General features: G+C 60.3%; 21 protein-coding genes, 1 tRNA gene and 1 pseudogene. 16 read left to right on the top strand and 7 right to left on the bottom strand.

The features are described from left to right. Window positions 1-2 precede the first annotated feature (2 nt). The 7 genes from BLV41_RS08055 to BLV41_RS08020 all read left to right on the top strand — a co-directional run bounded on the left by BLV41_RS08055 (window position 3) and on the right by BLV41_RS08020 (window position 5,275). Window positions 3-1,106 carry a prephenate dehydrogenase gene (locus BLV41_RS08055; protein WP_074711282.1) on the top strand — a complete coding sequence of 368 codons (1,104 nt, stop codon included), beginning with the start codon at window positions 3-5 and terminating at the stop codon, window positions 1,104-1,106. Next, window positions 1,103-1,822, top strand: coding sequence for a (d)CMP kinase (gene cmk / locus BLV41_RS08050; RefSeq protein ID WP_074711281.1), 720 nt, complete (start codon window positions 1,103-1,105; stop codon window positions 1,820-1,822). Before BLV41_RS08055 ends, cmk begins: the two co-directional genes overlap by 4 nt. Beyond that, the gene (locus BLV41_RS08045) at window positions 1,819-2,541 is read left to right on the top strand and encodes a lysophospholipid acyltransferase family protein (protein WP_083360662.1); all 723 of its coding nucleotides are present in this window, start codon (window positions 1,819-1,821) and stop codon (window positions 2,539-2,541) included. The genes cmk and BLV41_RS08045 overlap by 4 nt, the downstream gene beginning before the upstream one ends. Next, the gene (der, locus tag BLV41_RS08040) at window positions 2,538-4,094 is read left to right on the top strand and encodes a ribosome biogenesis GTPase Der (protein WP_074711280.1); all 1,557 of its coding nucleotides are present in this window, start codon (window positions 2,538-2,540) and stop codon (window positions 4,092-4,094) included. Before BLV41_RS08045 ends, der begins: the two co-directional genes overlap by 4 nt. 99 nt (window positions 4,095-4,193) lie before the next feature. Next, window positions 4,194-4,267 (top strand) — tRNA-Pro (locus BLV41_RS08035). 420 nt (window positions 4,268-4,687) lie between these two features. Next, complete coding sequence (locus BLV41_RS08025) at window positions 4,688-4,987, top strand: hypothetical protein (RefSeq protein ID WP_139244250.1); 300 nt, start codon at window positions 4,688-4,690, stop codon at window positions 4,985-4,987. A 141-nt stretch (window positions 4,988-5,128) separates the two neighbouring features. Continuing rightward, window positions 5,129-5,275, top strand: coding sequence for a CsbD family protein (locus tag BLV41_RS08020; RefSeq protein ID WP_074713190.1), 147 nt, complete (start codon window positions 5,129-5,131; stop codon window positions 5,273-5,275). Between the two features lie 101 nt (window positions 5,276-5,376). Here the strand turns inward: BLV41_RS08020 and BLV41_RS08015 are convergent, their stop codons facing one another. Further along, window positions 5,377-6,093, bottom strand: coding sequence for a tyrosine-type recombinase/integrase (locus BLV41_RS08015; RefSeq protein WP_074711277.1), 717 nt, complete (start codon window positions 6,091-6,093; stop codon window positions 5,377-5,379). 441 nt (window positions 6,094-6,534) lie between these two features. Here BLV41_RS08015 and BLV41_RS22040 point away from each other — a divergent pair, with 441 nt between their 5' ends. After that, complete coding sequence (locus BLV41_RS22040; RefSeq protein WP_170835440.1) at window positions 6,535-6,675, top strand: hypothetical protein; 141 nt, start codon at window positions 6,535-6,537, stop codon at window positions 6,673-6,675. 95 nt (window positions 6,676-6,770) lie between these two features. On the opposite strand, the gene BLV41_RS08010 is transcribed toward BLV41_RS22040, so the two are convergent. Both BLV41_RS08010 and BLV41_RS08005 read right to left on the bottom strand, forming a co-directional pair. Further along, window positions 6,771-7,289: a polysaccharide deacetylase family protein gene (locus BLV41_RS08010; RefSeq protein ID WP_139244248.1), complete on the bottom strand. Its 519-nt coding sequence runs from the start codon at window positions 7,287-7,289 to the stop codon at window positions 6,771-6,773. 173 nt (window positions 7,290-7,462) lie between these two features. Then, a complete protein-coding gene (locus BLV41_RS08005) occupies window positions 7,463-8,143 on the bottom strand; it encodes an HAD-IA family hydrolase (protein ID WP_074711275.1) in 681 nt (226 codons plus the stop codon). A gap of 92 nt (window positions 8,144-8,235) precedes the next feature. On the opposite strand from BLV41_RS08005, the gene BLV41_RS08000 reads away from it, so the two are divergent. The 5 genes and pseudogenes from BLV41_RS08000 (at window position 8,236) to BLV41_RS07985 (ending at window position 12,624) form a co-directional block, all read left to right on the top strand. Continuing rightward, entirely contained in the window at window positions 8,236-9,294 is a 1,059-nt protein-coding gene (locus BLV41_RS08000) for an FAD-dependent oxidoreductase (protein ID WP_074711274.1), read from the top strand. A 786-nt stretch (window positions 9,295-10,080) separates the two neighbouring features. Next, on the top strand, window positions 10,081-11,277 hold the full coding sequence (locus BLV41_RS07995; protein ID WP_074711273.1) for an IS110 family RNA-guided transposase: 1,197 nt from the start codon (window positions 10,081-10,083) through the stop codon (window positions 11,275-11,277). A gap of 64 nt (window positions 11,278-11,341) precedes the next feature. Further along, window positions 11,342-12,241: a hypothetical protein gene (locus tag BLV41_RS07990; RefSeq protein WP_139244246.1), complete on the top strand. Its 900-nt coding sequence runs from the start codon at window positions 11,342-11,344 to the stop codon at window positions 12,239-12,241. A gap of 27 nt (window positions 12,242-12,268) precedes the next feature. Beyond that, window positions 12,269-12,493 (top strand): annotated as a pseudogene (locus BLV41_RS23025) (HNH endonuclease signature motif containing protein); the annotation flags it as partial. Beyond that, on the top strand, window positions 12,433-12,624 hold the full coding sequence (locus BLV41_RS07985) for a hypothetical protein (protein ID WP_074711271.1): 192 nt from the start codon (window positions 12,433-12,435) through the stop codon (window positions 12,622-12,624). The pseudogene BLV41_RS23025 and the gene BLV41_RS07985, both read left to right, overlap by 61 nt. A gap of 39 nt (window positions 12,625-12,663) precedes the next feature. Here the strand turns inward: BLV41_RS07985 and BLV41_RS07980 are convergent, their stop codons facing one another. From BLV41_RS07980 to BLV41_RS07965, 4 genes are read right to left on the bottom strand one after another with little or no spacing between them, the layout of a single operon-like run. Continuing rightward, the gene (locus BLV41_RS07980; protein WP_074711270.1) at window positions 12,664-13,755 is read right to left on the bottom strand and encodes a glycosyltransferase family 4 protein; all 1,092 of its coding nucleotides are present in this window, start codon (window positions 13,753-13,755) and stop codon (window positions 12,664-12,666) included. A gap of 14 nt (window positions 13,756-13,769) precedes the next feature. Further along, a complete protein-coding gene (locus tag BLV41_RS07975; protein WP_074711269.1) occupies window positions 13,770-14,723 on the bottom strand; it encodes an alpha/beta fold hydrolase in 954 nt (317 codons plus the stop codon). Window positions 14,724-14,725: 2 nt separating this feature from the next. After that, window positions 14,726-15,559, bottom strand: coding sequence for an aldo/keto reductase (locus BLV41_RS07970; RefSeq protein ID WP_074711268.1), 834 nt, complete (start codon window positions 15,557-15,559; stop codon window positions 14,726-14,728). A 60-nt stretch (window positions 15,560-15,619) separates the two neighbouring features. Continuing rightward, on the bottom strand, window positions 15,620-16,582 hold the full coding sequence (locus BLV41_RS07965; RefSeq protein WP_425284264.1) for a sugar-binding transcriptional regulator: 963 nt from the start codon (window positions 16,580-16,582) through the stop codon (window positions 15,620-15,622). A gap of 173 nt (window positions 16,583-16,755) precedes the next feature. On the opposite strand from BLV41_RS07965, the gene BLV41_RS07960 reads away from it, so the two are divergent. From BLV41_RS07960 to glpK, 3 genes are all read left to right on the top strand, one after another. Beyond that, window positions 16,756-18,534, top strand: a complete 1,779-nt coding sequence (locus BLV41_RS07960) for a glycerol-3-phosphate dehydrogenase/oxidase (protein ID WP_083360928.1) — start codon at window positions 16,756-16,758, stop codon at window positions 18,532-18,534. 91 nt (window positions 18,535-18,625) lie between these two features. Further along, on the top strand, window positions 18,626-19,375 hold the full coding sequence (locus tag BLV41_RS07955; protein ID WP_044571968.1) for an MIP/aquaporin family protein: 750 nt from the start codon (window positions 18,626-18,628) through the stop codon (window positions 19,373-19,375). 42 nt (window positions 19,376-19,417) lie between these two features. Beyond that, window positions 19,418-20,932, top strand: coding sequence for a glycerol kinase GlpK (gene glpK, locus BLV41_RS07950; protein ID WP_058945574.1), 1,515 nt, complete (start codon window positions 19,418-19,420; stop codon window positions 20,930-20,932). The last annotated feature ends 53 nt before the right edge of the window (window positions 20,933-20,985 follow it).

Below are 20,985 nucleotides of genomic sequence, written 5' to 3'. Positions count from 1 at the left end.
GCATGAATCCTTCGCACCTGTTAGGTCCGGTGCTGGTTCTTGGCAGCGGTCTGCTGGGGGCGAGCATTGGGCTGGGCCTGCGTCACCGCGGCATCGACGTGGTTCTGAGCGACCCCTCGCCCTCTGCCCAGGCCGTGGCCGTGGACATTGGCGCCGGGCGTGCCTTTGACCCTGCCGAAAACCTGGCTCCGGAGCTGGTTGTCGTGGCCGCGCCGCCGGATGTCACCGCGCAGGTACTTGCCGGTGCCCTCCGCCGGTACCCGTCCGCCGTCGTGGTTGATATTGCCAGCGTCAAGGGTTCGGTTCTTGCCGAACTGACGCAGCTGGACGGCATGGATGCGTTGGTCTTGTCCCGATACGTTGGCACGCACCCCATGGCCGGGCGGGAACGCTCGGGGCCCGTGGCTGCCCGTGGCGAACTGTTCAACTCCATGCCATGGGTCCTGTGCCCGTCGGAGTTCAGTTCCGCCCATGCAATCAAGGTTGCCCATTCCTTGGCGATTGACCTCGACGCCGTGGTGTTCCGGTTTACCCCGGATGAGCACGACGGCGCCGTGGCTCTGGTCTCGCACCTGCCGCAGGTCATGTCGTCCCTGGTGGCCAGCCGCCTTCAGGAAACGCCTGCGCATTCACTCTCGCTGTCCGGTAACGGACTGCGTGATGTGACCCGGATTGCCGCCAGTGACCCCTCGTTGTGGGTGCAGATTCTTGGTGCCAATGCGCCAGCCTTGTTGGAGATCATGAAGGGTGTGCGGACCGACCTTGACCGGTTGATCAACACGCTTAGTGCCCCCACGGCCCCCGGCGCACGCCTGGACCTGGCCCAGCTCATGGCTGAGGGCAACGCAGGGCAGAGCCGGATTCCCGGCAAACACGGTGGTCCGGCACAGCAGTACTCATGGCTCACGGTGCTTGTCGATGACAAGCCGGGCCAGATTGCACACCTGCTGACCGAGATCGGTGAGATTGGCGTAAACCTTGAAGACCTGCGGCTGGACCACTCGGCCGGCCTGCAGGTTGGCATGGTTGAACTTTCGGTACTGCCGTCTCGGCGCGTGCTGTTGGTGGATGAATTGACGGCGCGTGGTTGGAAGGTAGTTCAGTGAGCAACACAGAAGTAACAGTGCAGCAGATTCGCCAAGGCAAGTCCTTGGTGATTGCCGTCGACGGTCCCTCGGGATCGGGCAAGTCAAGCGTGAGCAAGGCCGTTGCGCAGCGCCTGGGTCTGGCATTCCTGGACACGGGCGCCATGTACCGCAGCGTGGCCTGGCACTGCCTGAACGCCTTGATCCCCTTGGAGAATGCCGGCGCCGTCGAGGCTGCTGCGCGCACCATCAAGCTGGAACAAAGCATGGTTCCGGAGACTGAGTTCTTCAAGGTCAACGGCATCAACGTCACGGACGCCATCCGGGAACCCAAGATTTCCGCAGCCGTCAGTGCCGTGGCCACCAATCTCGGGGCGCGGGCCGAATTGGTGCGCCGCCAAAAGGCGCTCATCGCCGAACACGGTCACCGCATCGTGGTTGAAGGCCGGGACATCACCACCGTTGTTGCCCCTGATGCTGAGGCTCGTCTCATCCTGACTGCCAGTGAGCAAGCCCGCCTGCGCCGCAGGGGTCTCCAGCTCGGTGGCACCCAAACAGCTGAGCAGCTGGCCGAACAGGTGTTGGCTCGTGACGCAAAGGACGCGACCGTGGTTGATTTCCAGCGCGCAGCCGACGGCGTCTACACCGTTGACTCCTCGGACCTGGACTTCGAAGAAACCATTGACGCCGTCATCGCCGTTGTTCGCCAGGCAGTCAACGCAGGTCCGGCTGCATGAGTGGTGGCGAAAAGCCGCTGCGGGTGCTGACGGCGCCTCCGCCGCGGTGGAAAACCCTGTGGAGCCGTCCGCTGGGCCGCTTCCTGGATCATGTGGTGTACAAAACCACTGTTCTGGGTCGTGAAAACATCCCCGCCGATGGCCCCGTGGTATTTGCTGCAAACCACCTGAGCTACCTTGACGGACCCGTGATGGTTGGTGCCAGCAGCAGGTACATGCATGTCATGGTCCGCCACGACATGTTCAAGGGTTTCCTTGGCCGGGTTTTGCACGCATCAGGGCAAATTCCCGTCAACCGGGAAGGCGACCGGGCAGCGTTGAAGTACGCCAAGGCCGTTCTTGACCGCGGAGACTGTGTAGGCATCCTTCCGGAAGGCACCCGGGGGACCGGGGACGCCGCCACCATGAACAGCGGAGTGGCGTGGCTGGCACTCAACTCAGCCGCCGCCGTCGTACCTGTTGCCGTCCTGGGAACAAGGCGCGGCGGGGAACATCGCGATAAAATTCCAACACCACGGCGCAAACTGCACGTAGTGTTTGGGGAACCAATGAGAATCACACGTGAACCGGGAGTTTCCGGCCGTGTTTCAATGGACAGAGCAACCGAACAAATCCGCCTGCGGCTGGCGGCACACATTGCCGCATCGCAAGCCGCTACAGGGCAGGATTTGCCTGCGGATGATCACCTATCTTCAAAGCATAAAGGACAGCAACCATGAGCGACCCCAAGTCAACCGCACCCTCCGGTGACGGTGAGTTTGGTCACCCGGAATACGTACCCACGGGTACCGACCAGATCGCCGAGAAGTTGGCGGCCATCTCCGACGAGGACGCCGATGCGCGCGCGGCCGGCCTGCTTGCTGGCCTAGCCAACTACGAGCTCGACGACGAGGACGCCGCGCTGCTTTCAGGCGGGTTCGACGACGGCTCCAACTTTGATGCCCTCCGCCAGGACCCCGTACTTGCCATTGTGGGACGCCCCAACGTGGGCAAGTCCACCCTGGTGAACCGTATCCTTGGCCGCCGCGAGGCCGTCGTTGAGGACACCCCGGGGGTAACCCGTGACCGTGTCCAGTACACAGCAGACTGGAACGGACGCAACTTCACCCTGGTTGACACCGGTGGCTGGGAGCGCGATGCCCGCGGACTCGACCTGCGCGTGGCCGAACAGGCTGAGGTCGCCGTTGAAATGGCTGACGCCGTACTGCTCGTAGTGGACGCCATCGTGGGCATCACCGCCTCCGATGAGGCCATTGTGCGCATGCTGCGCAAGGCCAAGAAGCCGGTCATCCTGGTCGGCAACAAGATCGATGACCTGGTCCAGGAAGCCGACGCCGCCACCCTCTGGGGCCTTGGCCTCGGCGAGCCGTACCCCGTTTCGGCTGTCCACGGCCGTGGCGTTGCTGACATGCTTGACCGAGTCATGGATGTTCTGCCGGAGTTCTCCGCCGTCGAAGGCATCGAGCGCACCGGCGGCCCGCGCCGCATTGCACTGTTGGGACGTCCCAACGTGGGCAAGTCCTCGCTGCTGAACAAGCTGGCCGGCTCCGAGCGCGTTGTCGTTGACAACGTTGCCGGCACCACGCGTGACCCTGTCGATGAGCTCATCGAATTGGGCGACCGTACCTGGCGCTTCGTTGACACGGCTGGTATTCGCCGCCGCGTCCACATGGCGCAGGGTGCAGACTTCTACGCCTCACTGCGTACGCAGTCCGCCTTGGAAAAAGCTGAAGTTGCCGTTGTCCTATTGGCCGTTGACGAGATCCTGAGCGAGCAGGATGTTCGCATCCTGCAGCTGGCCATCGAATCGGGTCGCGCCTTGGTGCTCGCGTTCAACAAGTGGGACTTGATGGACGATGAGCGCCGCAAGTACCTGGAACGCGAAATCGAGACCGATCTGGCCCACGTCAACTGGGCTCCGCGCGTGAACATCTCCGCCAAGACCGGCTGGCACAAGGACAAGCTTGTTCCTGCCCTGGACCTGGCTCTTGAGAACTGGGACCGCCGCATCCCCACGGGCCGCCTCAACGCGTTCCTTGGCGAATTGGTGTCAGAGCACCCCCACCCCGTCCGTGGCGGCAAGCAGCCCCGCATTCTGTTCGGCACACAGGCTTCCAGCCGACCGCCGAAGTTCGTCTTGTTCACCACAGGCTTCCTGGATCCTGGGTACCGTCGCTTCATCACACGCCGCCTCCGCGAGACGTTTGGCTTCGAAGGAACACCCATCGAGGTCAGCATGCGCGTGCGTGAAAAGCGGAGCCGCAAGAAGTAATGCGGCTCACACCTGAATTGGTAAAGGTCACGTTTTTTATGATGTAAACTTTTTCAGGTGGTTCAGCCACGGGAGATACATTCCAAAGGTTGAACATTTCGGGCTGTAGCGCAGCTTGGTAGCGCACTTGACTGGGGGTCAAGGGGTCGCAGGTTCAAATCCTGTCAGCCCGACCGAACAAAAACCGCTCAAACACTGGGAACTTTCCAGAGTTTGAGCGGTTTTTTGTTGCCCTTTTGCGGGTTTGGCAATTACCCAACTTCGCTGGGGGCTTGCTGCCAACGTTGCTGTGGCGGGCTGAGCCAGCGCTCAGGGTCGAGAGCCTGCTCAGGCAAAACCAGACCGGCTGGGGTAACTGGTCCATGGATGTCGTTGCAGTCTGGGAGGCACTCGTGGCTAGTCCTATCCTGGACTATGGGCAGGGCATCGAGCGACTCCAATGAGAAATCCTGAAGTGTGCACGGGTTGTAAGCCTTCGCGTGCAGTACTAGGGACTTGCAGCGTGATGTTGGACGGAAGAACTCCGTCTTGTCTAAAATGGTTGCCACACAGTTTCCCTCTGGTCTCAGAACCTTGTTTCGAAAGGGTGAGAAGTGATGCTCAGACAAGCCCCAACCAAACCAGACCCGCACATCCTGGCGACTATCGAGGCTGACGCATCCGATCGGATCTGGTGCGATGAATGCCACACCGATCGGTATGTGTTGCTTGAGAGGGCCCGCCGTCGCAGACGAAATGGTGCAGGGGTGTGGGATGTTGACTACACATGTATGCACTGCGACAGCTTCTACGGCCATGAAATTGAAATTGACGACCTCAACGCCGCCACGGCATACGCGATCATCACCGTGATGCAGCAGCCGGGGACAAGTGTGAGAGTCAATGACGGTTAGTCGTTGACGACCTCCGCCTGGTTCTCCGTGGACACCGCGTGGTGGTAATTGTGCGACCCGACCGGTGGCACTCATGAAATTCTCTGACTCCTTTCTGAGGTGGATAGTGTTCTTGTTGGATTCGAATTGAAGGAGGTCCTCATGGGACTCGGAGATAAAATCAGCAACAACGCTCAAGAAGTAGCCGGGAAGGCTATAGGGAGACTGGGTGATGCGCCCAACAACGAAAAACTCCAAGCTGAGGGTGTCGGCGATCAGGCTGCGGTTGAGGGCAAGGGGGCTGGCTAACACGTCAAAGACGCCGCCAAGGAGGTTTTCGGCAAGTGGGAACACCCAGACTCAGGCAAAAGCAAAGCCGCTACCGTTTGGTGGGGGCTTTACTTCTGTGGCTACGCAGAACCTGAAAGGAACGCTGCGACTGTGTGGTTTGCATGGCGGTCAAGGTTGTGGCGAGCCCTGTCGTAGCGGCTTGTGGTGCGGGGGTCTGCGTGCCGTGCGGCTATCTGTGCATCACGCAGCGAAACACCCGCATCCAAGCAGGCGGTGACGAACGAGTGCCGGAGGCTGTGTGGCGAGATGTGCTTGGTGATCCCCGCCTTCTTACTTAGCCTAGCAACGGCCAGCGTCGCAGCCTTTCGGTTCATTGGCATCGTGCTGGTGCGCCGTAGGAGCAAGGGGCCGGAGTGTCGCTCCCTGGCTGCCGCATCCAAGGCACGCAGCACGGCGACGGGCAGCGGGATCGTAGCAGGCCTCCCGCCCTTGCCCACCAGGCGCAGCACACGGTGGCCGCGCTCGGTGTCCTGAAAGTCCTCGATCCGTACGGCGCACGCCTCTGATACCCGGAGGCCGAGCATCCCCAACAAAGTGATCAGGCCACCGTCCATGACGTGAGAGGCCATGGCTGTCTGGATCAGGGCACTGAGTTCGAGACGATCCAGACCGAGTGTGCGGGATTCATCGCGGTAGACCTTGGGCATGCGGATGTGTGTAGCCGGTGAATTCTTGCGCTCGTCCTCCAAGTACCGTGCCAAGAACCCTGCCGCGGCGAGATCAGCCGTCGTAATGGCCAGTGTGGTGGGCAGGTCGATAGGGATAGTGGGTTCCATGTCGTCTCCATATGTGCTTTTCAGTTCTACGGTGGCAGCATTGGCCCTGTTAGAAATCGAACTCTGGCGGAGCCGCCATCAATTTCAAGTAGGAATCTCCCGGCTTACGCCGGAACGGAGACACCCTCAATGGAGAAGGTGTGGCCTATCCGCACATGGGAACTTAACTGGTCTTACGTAGCCCCGTGTTTGGGTGCGCATAGGGAACCATCAGGTGAGCCGTGTATAGCTAGTGGATGGGAAAATACAGCAGTCATGAAGTCCCGATCCACACGCGGCCGTGGTGGCCCTACCTTCAGTACGGGGCGCTAATCGCACTGGCATGCGTCGCCGCCCTTGTCGCCTTTGTGGCTCTGAGCAAGTAGGCGCGGGTGCCCTTGGGAGCAACAACGGGTGTTGGCTACTCTGTCGACGAGCAGCAGCCAGTCCTAGTGTCTGAGCATGAAACGACTACGTGAAGCAATCCGCGGGTTTGTAGCGAAACACATTGTGGCATACGATCCGGGTCCCGAGCTGTCCCTCCTTGACCGGGAGGACCTCATCTCTCATGGAAGATGGGAGCCTGAAGGTCTCGGGCTTTAGCCGGTCTTTGGTAGCCTTATGGCGCGGTGGCTTTGAGTACCTGCGAGACCTTGCGAACCGGAATCCCCTTGGCGGCGATGCAGTCCAGGGCGCCCTCAAAGTTCGCTTGCGTGACCTGCAGTGCCGGGGGTGGGGACGATGTCATGGTATGGCAGGTTTAGCCGCGTGCCGTTGGCGTAGGCAGCGTCAACTTGCGCGGTGATCTGCGCGAGGGTGACCGTGTTGGTGGAGGACTGCGCACGGCAGGTGAAAGGGTTGCCGGGTGGCTGGGTTTCCTGCTGTCGAATGTTCACGGTGCGAGCGAATTTGTATTGCTTGGATGCAATATTCATGACGGCGCCGTTGAACTTGCCGAGAGGGTGGGCCACCAGGTCGCGGCCCTGGAATCCGTTGTCGATCAACCATTCCTTCATGAGTCGCAGCTCGGTATCGAGGAGCTCGGGTGTGACTGCGGTGAAGGCTACAGTGTGAGTTGCGCTAGACCATGAGTGCGCCGCGATTTCGCCACCCCAATATTCTTTATTGCGCTTCAGTTCCTTGATGCTTTGCCGGTTGGCTGTTCCAGCAAGTTCAACATTTGAACAAGCCGTTGGACGCATTCGCTTAGTTTCCATGCATGGGATTGCCAGCATGGATTGGGAAATCCAGTTGTCATCGAAACCAATAGACACTACTCCGTTGGGGTAGGCCACACGCTCGGCTTGAGTCGCAATCGCGACATTTTGTTGCCCAAAGACATGCCCGCACTCTTCGGTCGTCGAGCTTGTTCAGGCCAGCCAACCAAAGCTTAAGCCGTCCGCACGGTGACGCGAATCCTGCCGTCCGGGAACACTTCTGCACGTACGTCGTCGAGAGTGCTGACAATGTAATCGGCGTCGAGCTCGGCGGCCGCCGTCGTGCCAACCACCGCGAGCGTCACTGCCCCGGCTGCCCGGCCTGACGTCAGGCCCGCCGGGGCGTCCTCCACCACCAGGCAACTGTGAATGTCGGCGTTGACGCGGTGTGCGCCGAGAAGGAATGGTTCGGGGTGGGGTTTTCCAAAGTTCACCTGATCGGCCGTGACCATGTGGTGGGGCCCGGAGATCCCAGCGGCGGCCATTCGCGCCTCAGCCAATCCGCGAGTGCAGGAGGTGACGATGGTCCATGAGCCATCCGGCAACGACCCCAACAGTTCCGCGGCGCCATCCTTGGCAACAACACCCCCGGTGTCGCCCGTTTCCAGGGCTTTGATCAATTCAAACGCCTCGGCCTGACGTGCCGGTTCAATGGTTTGTTCCACCAGGGCTTGGGCCGGAACGCCATGGGTGCCGTAGCTGAAATCCGCCAGTCCCATGAGTTCGCCCCAGGTGCGCCACGCTCTCTCGGTGGCTGGCGTCGAATCAATCAGCGTGCCGTCCAAATCGAACAGGATGGCGCTGACTGTGAACTGGTGAATGCCTACCTCAGCGGAAGTTTCAAGACGTGTCATGGCTCAACCTTAGCGGGGCGATTTGCGCACCAGCCAAGGGCCCCTGAATTGAGCCTTTCGCGCCGTGCCTGTGCAAGCGTAGGCTCTCAAGCATGAGAGGAAAGGCTGCGATTATCGGGGCTGGCATTGCGGGCCTTGCTGCTGCCCGGGCATTGGCGTTGCGCGGCTGGGACGTCGAGGTGTGTGAGAGTGCTCCGGGGCTGCCTAAGACTGGCACGTTCCTTGGGATGTGGCCGGAGGCCCTGAAGGCGCTCGATGCCATTGACGTCGGGGAGCAGGTTCGTCAGAGCGGCTCAAGCCTAGGGGCGTCAGCTGATACCGGGCTGCGAACACCTGCCGGGCGAACTCTCCTCTCAGTTCCTGGCGGCAAAAATCTCGTGATGGTCTCCCGTCCCCGCCTCTTGGAGATCCTGGCCGACGGCGTCAATGTCACCTTTGACTCTGAGGCAACTGCCACTGAGGGCTTCTCGGATGCAGATGCCATTATTGGGGCCGACGGAACGTTCAGCAAGACTCGCACGTCCATGTTTGGGGCCTCTTCCGGACCCAGATCCCTCGGCGTCGTTGCGTGGCGCGGAACAGCAACAGGTGCCGTGAGCAGTCATGGTGAAACCTGGGCGCCCGGAGCAATGTTTGGGCTGACCCCAGCCGGACCGGATGCCACGAACTGGTACGCCTGCCTCAAGGCCGGCGGCCGTTTTGAGCCGCCCCATCTGCAGCATTTGAGAGATCTCTTTGGCTCCTGGCGCACGGGGCCGGCCGAGGTGTTGCGACTGGTCGAGGAAAGTGAGATCTTGCATCATGAACTCTTTGATATGCCGAAGATTCCGTCTTACTTCAACGGGCGTGTGGCCTTGGTGGGGGATGCGGCACATTCTATGGGCCCGTTCTTGGGGCGGGGTGCATGCGAGGCCCTGATCGACGGCGTGACGCTGGGCCGGTGCCTTGGCGAGGCGACCTCGGTGGAGGACGGTTTGGCTGCCTACGACAGCGCGCGCCGGGCAAAGACGCAACGCCTTATTTCGATGTCGAGAATCATGGGGCAGACAGCCATGATGCCGCATGGTTTTCAGGGGCGCAATGCGGTCCTGGGTGCCGCCGGATCAGTCATGCGTGCCGCAGGCGCGGTTCGGCAAACCCTCTGGCACTAAGGGGTATTGCCACAGTGGATTGGCCGCGGCCGGTAGTTGACGCTGCCGTTCGCTGGTCGAGCTCGCCGAAACCCGGTTTTGGACCGTATTTCGCATGAATATTATAGAATATGTATTCCCGTAACTATTGCAATGCGATCTCAGTGGATTTAGGGTTGTCGTTGTATGGGTAGTCGGGAGCTTGTCCCCGGGGACCGGGGTGATGCAGCCACAATGGATCTGGCTGGGCTCATTGCTGGGACTATTCTTCCTTCCACTGAACGCTTCGGGTCTGACAATGTTGCGCTTATTGGGCTTCCTGAGTTCCTGCCGTACCCGCTACGGGTTCCCAAACCTCCCGCACGGGCCTCTGTAGCCAGGTCGGTGATTGCCGACGGCGTGGGTGCGTGGAGGCGTTGCGGCCACCCTTGCCTCGTACTCCGTTGGCATTCAGGGTCATCCCAAGACGCGCGTGGCCCTGGGGTTGGGAGTGTTGTCGTGGCGGCATGCGGTCACGATCCTTCAGGCGCTGGGCACCCTGGCTGAGACCCGTTATCTTTTTGATAGTCCCTAAAAAGAGGATCATGGGGACTGTTGGCCGACCAGCCTCGGCATGGTGTCTTGCCCCTGTCTAACCAATGATCCGGGGGGTTGTTGTCACCGAGGCTGGGACGGCAGCGGGGTGATTGCTGATTAGGGGCGCGGCGCCAGCCATTCGGGACGCCTGTCATAACGTGGATGTAAGACTTTGCTGCCAATGGGTTGGCCGACTTTTGAATAGCTACGAGTTCAAAGGCGGTACTAAACATGATCACCAGCGACATCGACATCTTCCTCGGCCTGGACGTTGGAAAAACTGACCACTGGGCCTGCGCCGTCACCAGGGACGGGACGAAAGTCTGTAACAGGACCCTGCCCAATGACGAAGCCAGGCTCACCGAAGTATACGAGGAGCTGCACACCAAAGGAACGGTCCTTGTCGTCGTGGACCAGCCCGCTACCATCGGCGCATTAGCGATCGCGGTCGCTCAACACCTTGGAATCCCGGTGGCCTACCTGCCAGGGTTGTCGATGAGACGGATCGCGGACATGTACCCGGGTACGGCCAAAACTGATGAGAAGGATGCGTTCATCATCTCGGACGCGGCGCGCACCATGCCCCACACCTTACGAAGCATCGAGGTTGCTGACGAGGACGAAGCCACGCTCGGAATGCTCACCGGTTTTGATCTGGACTTGGCGCGCCAGATCACCCAGACCAGTAACCGGATCCGAGGGCTCTTTACCCAGATTCACCCACCACTAGAACGAGTTCTGGGTCCGTGGCTGGAGCACGACGCCGTCCTCGAGGTCCTCACGACCTGGCCCACACCAGCCCTGCTCAAACACGCAGGCAAAGCCAGAATCGATGCGAAGCTCAAGAAGCACGGAGCCCGCCGGCACACCGCACGGGCCGGCACCATCATCGACGCATTGGGGGCACAAACAGTCACCGTGATTGGCACTGACGCCGCCGGACTGGTCATCCCACACCTGGCCAAACAACTCATCTCGCTGCATGCCCAACGCGTTGATGTGGCCGCCCATCTAGAGAAAATGGTGGAGGCCCACCCTCTTTACCCGGTCCTGACATCCATGCCCGGGGTCGCCGTCAGGACCGCAGCGATCATCATCGCCGAGATCTCCGGCAAAACCTTTACCAGCGCCGCAGCGTTAGCCTCATACGCAGGACTAGCGCCGACCACCCGCCAGTCAGGCACCTCGATCAAGTCCGAACGTGTCAGTCATTCAGGGAACAAACGCCTGAAACGAGCACTCTTCCTCTCGGCGTTCGCATCGATCAGATTCGACCCCACCAGCCGCGCCTACTACGACCGGAAACGAGCCCAAGGCAAACGCCACAACCAAGCCTTGATCGCACTAGCCCACCGCCGACTCACCGTCATATTCGCCATGCTCCGAGACGGGACACTTTACGACATCCCGGAACTCAAAGTTGCTTGACAGAAGACATAGGGGCACCCCCGGTATCTCGGCTCCGGAGGCGGCCTGCTTTGAGGCAAAGTTGTTGTTGTTCGCGCAGGGGTGCACGGCGTTGCGGTTCGCCAACATAGCTCGAAAGGTGCGGGAATCGTTGTTCCCGGAATCGTTGGATACCCGGGTGAAGGAAGCCTTCCGCGGCAGGAGGATCGCCAATGAGCCCGGCAAGGGCGGGTTGAGCTGGCTGGGACTGCACATCCTCACGATTGCTGCGAACGCGATCATGGACCATTGCACCCGGGCGGCCCGGGCCGTAAAGGCCGACGCCCTTCAACGCCAACGTCAGGCCGTGGCGTCCGGCTCCGGCGAGGACTGCTCTGATCATCGGACGCTGGATCAGCTCCGTGCCGATATTGCCGCCATATTGTTGATGGGCCAGGAATTACCCGAAGATGCTCGACACACCGCCCCCCGGCAGAACCCGAAATTGAACAAGGAAGCTGCGCAGCCCGCCAGCTGGGACGGCAACTGCCCGGCCGCAGCTGTCACGGTAGATCCCACGGCAGGTGCGGCCGGTAGTGGTGATGTTCCGGTGGAAGGGCTGCTGGTTGGCGACGGCAGCGGGTACATCGATCATGTGGTCGATGGGATTGACGAGAATTCACGGCGTGAGGACGAAGAGCAGGAAGCATACTTCAAACAGCCCACCAGATTGGGTGGGCATCCAGTGCTGGTGGATCCACCGATGCCCAAGGCGCTGGTATTGCTGAAGGTGCAGTTCCTGGGGTTGCTGGGTATCACGGATGAACCAGCGGAGCTTGATGGCATGACGGCCGGGCCGGTGCCGTTGGGGATCGCCAGAAGGCTATTGGCGGCCTCCAGCACGTTCTTGCGAGTGTTGACTGTTCCCGTGACAGGGGCGGCGCTGCCGCTGGAGCCCGAGAGGTACACGCTGCGGGATGCGGAACGGTCGGTGCTGCAGGCCTGAGCCGGTGGATGCTACTGTCCAAACTGCACGAACCCTGTCCTGGATACGGAGCTGGACCGCGTGCAAAGTTTCGACTCCGGCGGGAAAAGCACCATGGAGAATCTGCTCCCCAGTTGCCGCAAGCATCATCGGATCAAACACTTCAAGGATGACAAGGACCGCAAGGGCAATCTGCGCCGCTGGGCGGAGCCGTGGCGGACCGGGCGCCCGACTGCATCGAGCCCCAGCGCCCGGCCTGCCCGAAGTGGTTGACGAAGCGCCTGGTCAAGGCCCTTGCCAGAACTGACGCCATCCGCCACCTTGACCGAGCCGATCTCATCAGTCCCATGGAACGCCGCATCACCACCAATCTCCAGAACCACGGGAACCAAGACAGCGACTAGGTGCGTCCAAAAGTTGTGGCAGCGTCCGGGGTTCCGTCGTTAGCCGCGCAGCTCCTGCGCAATCGCCAGTAGCTCACGGGCGGAGGCATCCCAGCTGAACGTGGCTGCCTGGGCCACGGACGCCGTCGAACTTTCAGTCCACGCGGCAGGGGCGGCAAGGGTTCGCACGGCGGCAGCAAAGTCCGACGGCGAATCGGCTGGCACATAGTGCGCGGCAGCCCCACCCACTTCGCGGAATATAGCGGTGTCGGCCACCACCACCGGGGTGCCCAGGGCCATCGCTTCAACGAGTGGCAGCCCGTACCCCTCGGCCTTGGACAGGGTGACCAGGGCCGTCGTGCGCAGGAGGAGCTCGTCGTACTGTGCGTCCGTGACGCCGTTGTGGAAAACCACGGTGGCGCCGGTTGGCACAATAGAAACAAGCTCAGCCCGGCGTTCAGGAGTGATTCGGCTGAGCAAGTTGAGTGTGAAATCGGGAAGATCAGCCATGCCGAGGATCAGTGTCTCGACGTTCTTGTAGGGCATGAACGACCCCATATAAGTGAGCGACTTTTCAGGCTGTCCGGCTGGATCCCTGGGCGTGCGTTCACCCTGGGGCGCGTTCCCAATAATTCTGATGGGCCGCTTGGTGAGCTTGTGCTTGCGCATAAGCGACAGGGTGGTGTGGCTGATGGTGGCTACGGCGTTGGCGCGGTTGAGCAGCACCCGCTGCGGCCAGTAAGCCTTGTGGTAGAGCCGCCAAAGAACCCGGACCGGGGCGGGCAGGAATCCAGGAGGTGCCGGGTGCTCGTAGTAGATGAGATCGTGCAGCGTCAGCACCAAGGGATAGTTCCGGCCCCAGCTTCCCATGGTTTGCATGGGACAAAACACTAGATCGGCGCCCAGCTTGTTGACTTTTCTGGCCACGAACAGTTCCAGGGGCGACAGCGGTGAGTTGATTTTCACCCACGGAAGATTAGGCAAGAGGGCCAACTGTCGCTCGTCATGAATCAACATCGTGACATCGGCATGCGGTGCCACCGCGGCCATGAGACTCGCACCATAGCGGCTGATGCCGTCATGGTGGTCCATCCGGGTGAAGCGGGCATCCATGACAATCTTGGGCCGGTCAGTCGGCGTCGCACCGCTCATGGATTCTGTTGTGCTCAAGGTGCAGGGTGCCTTTCAAGGAAATTGATAATTGCGGCTGCGGCCGGCTCCGGCGTTTCATAGTGGATCAGGTGGCCCACATTCTGAATCACTTCGAGTTGCCCGTCAGGCAGCAGGTCAAGCAACTTGTGCTGGTTGGGTAGCGTGGCGATTTCGTCCTCCGCGCCAGCGATAAGCAGCGTAGGCAATTTTAACCGGCTGGCAACTTCACGCACTGTGCCACTGACCGAAGCTTGGAAGGATTCCAACAGCATGTCGCGATTTGCGAAGCCGCTGAAATATGCGTGGTGTTGGCCGTGAATGAAACCGAGCAACTCCTTGTTCCGCGTCTTGGCCATCGTCACGCTCATGATTTGGACAATGAGTTTGCTGCGCAGCAGGGCATTGCCCGGCTTTGCGGGTAGTTTGGCCGAAGCCCAGTAGTAGAACACCGCAAGCTTGGTCATGATGCCCTTGGGACCCTCCAGGGCCGGAGCGGCAATGGGGTTGACCAGAATGAGCGGGAACACGCGATGCGGATGCGAAGCCACAAAATGACTCACAACTATTGAACCGAAGGAATGGCCCAACAAGACGGTGTCCGGTCCCAGCTCCAATGCGTCGAGGAAAGCGCCGAGAAACGCTCCATAACCAGCAATGTCATGTTTCATCGTGGCAAAAGCAGGGGAGGCCCCAAACCCGGGCAGGTCTGCCATGATGATGCGGTAGTCGGGCAGGAGCTCAACGACACGTTCAAGGCCGTGGTGGTCGCCTCGGAAGCCATGCACCATCACGAGAGTTCGTGTTGGCGGCGCAGAGACTGCTGCGTACTCCCAGTAGTGCACGGTGTCGCCAACAACAGTGAGAACGTGGGCACTTTCCCGGTTCGCCAGTTTGACAGCGAGAGGCGAGTCGGCCGCCGTCGGCCCCGGAATGGAAGCCTTGCGGGGGAGAGGGAATTTCACGGCCATGGCTAGTTGACCTTGTTGGGGTTGGAGCCGGATCTCTGGCCCCTGTTCAGGGAGTCGATCCTGGCCATCTCGGCCTCAGTCAGTGCGAAGTCGAAGAGAGCAAGGTTTTCTGCGATGCGCAAGGCAGAGCTCGCCTTCGGAATCACCAGATGACCGGACTGGACGTGCCAGCGAAGGGTAATTTGGGCAACAGACCGGTCATGGTGGGCGGCAAGTTCCATCAGCACGGGATCGCTGAGGAGACCACCGCGAGCCAATGGGCTCCACGCCTGTGTGGCGATGCCCAGTTCCGCATGCAGGGCACGGAGCGAGGTCTGGGAAAACCAGGGATGAAGCTCAACTTGATTCACGGCTGGAATCACATCGCAAGCATCCAGGAGCTGGCGCAGGTGCGGCTCTTCGAAGTTGCTAACACCAATGGCTCGAACTCTGCCCTCGTGGTAAAGCTTCTCGAGCGCCTTGTAGGTGGGGATGAAAAGTTCCTGTTCGGGGCACGGCCAATGAATCAGGTACATGTCCAGGTATTCAAGCCCCAGTTTGTCCATGCTTGAGTCAAAGGCGGCGAGCGTGGCATCGTAGCCATGGTCCGTGTTCCAAACCTTGGACGTAATGAAAATGTCTTCACGCGGGGTCCCACTGGCAACCGCTCGGGCCACGGCCGCCCCAACCCCTTCCTCATTGCCATACAATGCGGCGGTATCCACGGTTCGGTAGCCGGTGTCCAGCGCCGTGGAGACCAGGTCCGCGCAGTCCTCGGCCGGGACCTTGTAGACGCCGTAGCCGAGCACGTCAATGCTGGCGCCATTATTTAGAAAGTGTTTGGGGGAGCGATGCATACCCAAGACTTTACCTAGCTGTCATGGCTACAGGGTATTGCCGCGCGGCCAGCCGGTGCTTTAGATGCCATCGAGGCTATTAAGGAAGCCAAATATGGGATCCGATGCATGGCTGTCCTGCTCAACCAGTTCACGCGCCGTTGTCTCATCCAGGATCAGATCCGTGACCAGCCCTGCTGCTAGCGCACCGCGAAGTCCGGTAATCTTCTTCCTCCCTGAGACAACACAAATACGACGCCGGACCTTGCGCAGGTTATCCAGGCTGGGTCCGCTTGAGCGTGAGTTGAGCACAATGCCGTCGTCGCTTCCGTCGGACCTGAAGAAGACTGTCGCTACGTCGCCAGCCACGCCGCTGGCCTCGAGTGCATCCAGATCCGTTGAATCAAGGTAGCCCCCGGAGTAGACGTGGCTGGGAATTTCGGCGTCCATGGATCCCACGCCGAAGATGGCGATGGTCATGCGTTCCTGGAGATCAAGGATGCGCCGCACACTGCGTTCCTGCCACATCATGGCTTTTGTTTCGGCATGGTCAAAGAAAGCAGGCACGGGGAACTGTTCCACCTTTGCCCCATAGGCCGTGCCAAAGCGGCGGACGATTTCCGAGGCATAGGTAATGCCGGAGGTTTGTGTGTTGCCGGCACCGTTGAGTTGGACGATCGTGGTGCCGTGGGTGATCTTGCGTGTCAGGTGGCGGCTGACCGTACTGACCGTGGATCCCCAGGCAACGCCGATCACCGCGTTGGAGTCAACCAAGGGGCCGATCGTGCGGGCCGCCTGCATGCTGACTCTTTCAAGTACCTCGATCTCGGTGAGCGTGTCGGAGATGGGGACAACATGGACTTCCACTTTGTAGCGTCTTCGGATGACGCGTTCCAGCTCGGGCGCCCTGTCGGATGGCGTCTTGATCTGAATCTGCACCAGGCCGGTTTCCCGGGCCGTGGAGAGCAGCCTGGAAACGGTTGATCGAGAGGTTCTTAGCTCCCGCGCAATGGCGTCCATGGTCTGGTCCTGTAAGTAGTACATTTGTGCAGCCCTGAGCGCATCCTGCTGTTTTGTTCGCTTGGACGGCATGTGATCCAGACCCTTTCTGCACATTTGTGCAGCCATGTTGACTATATTTTCCAATTATTCAAAGAATAGTGGGAACAGGCGTGTAATGCGCAAATCAACGGGACTCGAATGAGGTCGAAGTGAGAATCCTAGGTAACGCTGGCAAGAATCAAGATTCCAAGGACGTACAGCAGCTTGTACGTGCGCAGGTGGAGGCGCTTAAGGCGCGTCCCAACGCCAAAGTCTTGATCGTCGGCGGCGGAATCAACGGTGTGGGCACCTTCCGTGACCTTGCACTGCAAGGCATCGATGTAGCTCTCGTTGAGCGCGGCGACTACTGCCAGGGCGCCTCGGGCGCCTCCTCGCACATGATCCACGGTGGCATTCGCTACTTGGAAAATGGCGAGTTCAGACTGGTGAAGGAATCTGTTGTTGAGCGCAATGGGCTGCTGAAGATTGCACCCCACTACGTCAAGCCGCTGCAGACCACGATCCCCATCTTCAGCACCTTCTCTGGCATCCTCAGCGCCCCCATGCGTTTCCTTACGCACAAGCAGGGCAAAGCCCAGGAGCGCGGTGCGTTCTTGATCAAGATCGGCCTGACCCTCTACGATGCCTTCTCCCGCGACGGTGGCACGGTACCCCGCCACGAATTCAAGGGCCGCAAGAAGGCTTTGGCTGAATTGCCCCAGCTGCCCGCAAACCTGAAGTACGCCGCCACCTACTACGACGCGTCCGTGCACAACCCGGAGCGCCTCACCCTTGACGTACTCCAAGATGGTGAGAAGGCCGGCCTCCAGGGCGCATCAACGGCCGCCGACGCCAAGGCTCGCGCCACCAATTACCTGGCCATGACGGCAGTGAAGGACGACGGCGTTGAGCTCACCGACCAGCTGACGGGCGAAACCTTTACTTTCAAGGCCGATGTCATCGTCAACACCACTGGTGCGTGGGTTGATATGACCAATACCGCCATGGGTGCCGGCACCAGCTTCATGGGTGGCACAAAGGGTTCCCACATTGTGCTGGATCACCCGGAACTGTTGGCTGCCTGCAAGGGTCGCGAAATCTTCTTCGAACACACCGATGGCCGCATCGTCTTGATCTACCCCATGGGTGACCGCGTCCTGGTGGGCACCACCGATGTCAACGCCGACATGACCCAGGACGCCGTCTGCACCGACGAGGAAATCGACTACTTCTTCGACCTCGTTGGGCACGTCTTCCCGAATATCCTGGTCACCCGCGAAGAAATCGTCTACAGCTTCGCCGGTGTTCGCCCTCTGCCACGCCACGACGAAACCGCCCCCGGTTTCGTTTCACGCGACTACCGGATCGAGCGTGCAGACCGCACCATCGCCGGCGCTCAGGTTCCCGTCCTGAGTCTCGTTGGCGGAAAGTGGACAACATTCCGCGCACTGTCCGAACACATGACGAACGATGTCCTGGCCATCCTCGGTGCACCGCGCAAGACCTCCACGGCAAAGCTGCCCATTGGTGGCGGCGTGAACTTCCCGGCCACCAGTGCCGGCATCGAAGCATGGATCGCCTCTCACACGAGCGATTCTGTTGATGCCGCCCGCGCCGGAGTCCTCTTGACCCGTTACGGAACACGCGCCGAGGTTGTGCTGAACTACTTGGCCGAGGGGACCGACACGGTCTTTGATTCCACGGCAGAACTCAGCGACCGAGAGGTTGCCTTCATGGTCGAGAACGAACAAATCGGCCACCTCATCGACGTCATGATTCGCCGCACCTCCCTGGCTTTCCGTGGCCTGGTCACGAGCGAATTGCTGGCCGAAACCGCCACCGCCTTGGCCATTCCGCTGGGTTGGAGCGAGGCGAAGGTGGCTGAAGAAATCAGCCACGCCATCGATATTCTGGACCGTTTCCACGGCGTCCAGGTACAAAGCTTGATTGCCTAATCAGCCCCTGGGGCAAAGGGGGCTCAAGAGGTCGCACCCACAGGTGTGCCTTTAGTAAACAAATAAATAAATAAACAACAAGGAGTCAAAGATGTCTCTTGGAATAGTGTTCCTCTCAGAAGTGATGGGAACCATGATGCTGACCCTGCTGGGTTGCGGTGTCGTAGCAAATGTTGCCTTGAAGGGAACCAAAGGCAATGCCGGCGGATTCCTCCTGGTCAACTGGGGCTGGGGCCTGGCCGTCATGGCCGGTGTCTTCGTCGCTGCCAAGTCAGGTGCGCACCTCAACCCGGCAGTGACCGTTGGCCTTCTCTCCAGTGGTGCCGATGAATACGCGCCCGATGTTGCCGTGACGTTTGCCTCGACCATGACGTACTTTGGTGCGGAAATGCTCGGTGCCTTCATCGGTGCCGTGGTGTGCTGGTTGGCCTACAAGCAGCACTTCGATGCTGAGCCGGTTGCCGCCAACAAGTTGGGCGTATTCTCCACGGGTCCGGCCATCCGCAGCTACGGCTGGAACACGGTCACCGAAATTATCGGCACGTTCGTCCTGGTCTTCGTGATCCTCCACTTCGGTGGCGGAGTTGCTGGACTTGGCCCGTTGCCTGTTGCACTGCTCGTTGTAGGTATTGGTGCCTCGCTCGGTGGACCCACCGGTTACGCCATCAACCCGGCACGTGACCTTGGCCCGCGCATCGCCCATGCACTGTTGCCCATTAAGGGCAAGGGTTCCAGCGACTGGAGCTACGCCTGGGTGCCTGTTGTTGGCCCCCTCGTCGGTGGTGCATTGGCTGGTTTGATGACCCAGTGGATGCCTGACCTGCTTGCGGCCGTAGCTTAAATTCCTGCCAGCAAACGCATTACTTAAGAAAAGGAAACAAGGATGTCTCAATATGTAATCGCCATTGATCAGGGCACCACCAGCAGCAGGGCCATAGTTTTTGACCACGATGGGAATATTGTTTCCACCGGGCAGCTGGAGCACGAGCAGATTTTCCCGAAAGCCGGCTGGGTTGAGCATGACGCCGCCGAGATTTGGAACAACACCCGTGAGGTCATTGGCACCGCGCTTGCGCAGGCTAACCTGACGCGGCACGACATTGTCGGTGTTGGCATCACCAACCAGCGCGAGACTGCTGTTGTTTGGGACAAGAACACCGGTGTGCCCGTTTACAACGCCATCGTATGGCAGGACACCCGCACACAGGCCATCGTTGACGAGCTGGCCGCCGATGGTGGCGTGGAGCGTTTCAAGCACACGGTTGGCTTGCCGCTGGCAACGTACTTCTCCGGCACCAAGATCAAGTGGATCCTTGACAACGTTGAGGGTGCCCGTGAAAAGGCAGAAGCCGGTGACCTGCTCTTCGGCAACACGGACAGCTGGGTCACCTGGAACCTGACCGGTGGAGCCGATGGCGGCGTTCACATCACCGATGTCACCAACGCGTCCCGAACCTTGTTCATGGACCTGGAAACGCTGCAGTGGGATGAAGAAATCCTCGCCGTCTTCGGTGTTCCCAAGTCCATGATGCCGGAAATCAAGTCCTCCTCCGAGGTCTACGGTCACGTGCACGGCAGCCAGTTGCTGCGCGAAGTTCCCGTAGCCGGCATTTTGGGTGACCAGCAGGCCGCAACGTTTGGCCAGGCTGCGTTCAAGCAGGGCGAGGCCAAGAACACCTACGGCACCGGCTGCTTCCTGATCTTCAACACGGGCGAGGAAATTGTCCACTCGAAGAACGGGCTGCTCACCACACTTGGCTACAAGCTTGGTGACGCCGCACCGCATTATGCGTTGGAAGGCTCCATCGCCGTGACCGGATCCCTGATCCAGTGGCTGCGAGACAACATCGGGATGATCAAGTCCGCCCCTGAGGTGGAGGAGCTCGCCGCTGCCGTGGAGGACAACGGTGGCGTCTACATTGTTCCCGCGTTCTCCGGTCTGTTCGCACCGTACTGGCGTGCAGACGCCCGTGGCGCCATTGTGGGCCTGACTCGCTTCGTCAACAAGAACCACATTGCCCGTGCGGCCCTGGAGGCCACGGCTTTCCAGACCCGCGAGGTGCTCGACGCTGTCAACGCTGACTCGGGCGTGGACCTGACTGAGCTGAAGGTCGACGGCGGCATGGTCGCCAACGATGCCCTCATGCAGTTCCAGGCCGACATCCTCGGCGTGCCTGTCATCCGGCCCAAGGTCACCGAAACCACGGCTTTGGGTGCTGCCTACGCAGCAGGCTTGGCTGTTGGCTTCTGGAAGGACCTCGGCGAGCTGTCCTCCAACTGGTCTGAGGACAAGCGCTGGGAACCGAACATGGAACCCGCCGAGCGTGACCGCCAGATGCGTCTCTGGAAGAAGGCCGTCACCAAGTCCATGGACTGGGTTGACGAGGACGTGCTCTAAGGCTCCGCTGCCCGGCGAAACTTCCCCTATGCGCAATACTGGCGTTCAGTCTT

Origin of the sequence: Arthrobacter alpinus (assembly GCF_900105965.1) — a bacterium.
GTDB lineage: Bacteria > Actinomycetota > Actinomycetes > Actinomycetales > Micrococcaceae > Specibacter > Specibacter alpinus.
This window is presented reverse-complemented; position numbering and strand designations above follow the sequence as displayed.

Coding starts and splice junctions, on each gene's coding strand:
- BLV41_RS07980 (WP_074711270.1), bottom strand. CDS start 13,755: ATGAGCGGTGCGACGCCGACTGACCGGCCCAAGATTGTCATGGATGCC.
- BLV41_RS08045 (WP_083360662.1), top strand. CDS start 1,819: ATGAGTGGTGGCGAAAAGCCGCTGCGGGTGCTGACGGCGCCTCCGCCG.
- BLV41_RS07970 (WP_074711268.1), bottom strand. CDS start 15,559: ATGCATCGCTCCCCCAAACACTTTCTAAATAATGGCGCCAGCATTGAC.
- BLV41_RS08055 (WP_074711282.1), top strand. CDS start 3: ATGAATCCTTCGCACCTGTTAGGTCCGGTGCTGGTTCTTGGCAGCGGT.
- BLV41_RS07995 (WP_074711273.1), top strand. CDS start 10,081: ATGATCACCAGCGACATCGACATCTTCCTCGGCCTGGACGTTGGAAAA.
- BLV41_RS07955 (WP_044571968.1), top strand. CDS start 18,626: ATGTCTCTTGGAATAGTGTTCCTCTCAGAAGTGATGGGAACCATGATG.
- der (WP_074711280.1), top strand. CDS start 2,538: ATGAGCGACCCCAAGTCAACCGCACCCTCCGGTGACGGTGAGTTTGGT.
- BLV41_RS08000 (WP_074711274.1), top strand. CDS start 8,236: ATGAGAGGAAAGGCTGCGATTATCGGGGCTGGCATTGCGGGCCTTGCT.
- BLV41_RS08005 (WP_074711275.1), bottom strand. CDS start 8,143: ATGACACGTCTTGAAACTTCCGCTGAGGTAGGCATTCACCAGTTCACA.
- BLV41_RS08015 (WP_074711277.1), bottom strand. CDS start 6,093: ATGGAACCCACTATCCCTATCGACCTGCCCACCACACTGGCCATTACG.
- BLV41_RS22040 (WP_170835440.1), top strand. CDS start 6,535: ATGAAACGACTACGTGAAGCAATCCGCGGGTTTGTAGCGAAACACATT.
- BLV41_RS08020 (WP_074713190.1), top strand. CDS start 5,129: ATGGGACTCGGAGATAAAATCAGCAACAACGCTCAAGAAGTAGCCGGG.
- BLV41_RS07975 (WP_074711269.1), bottom strand. CDS start 14,723: ATGGCCGTGAAATTCCCTCTCCCCCGCAAGGCTTCCATTCCGGGGCCG.
- BLV41_RS07965 (WP_425284264.1), bottom strand. CDS start 16,582: ATGTACTACTTACAGGACCAGACCATGGACGCCATTGCGCGGGAGCTA.
- glpK (WP_058945574.1), top strand. CDS start 19,418: ATGTCTCAATATGTAATCGCCATTGATCAGGGCACCACCAGCAGCAGG.
- BLV41_RS08010 (WP_139244248.1), bottom strand. CDS start 7,289: ATGGAAACTAAGCGAATGCGTCCAACGGCTTGTTCAAATGTTGAACTT.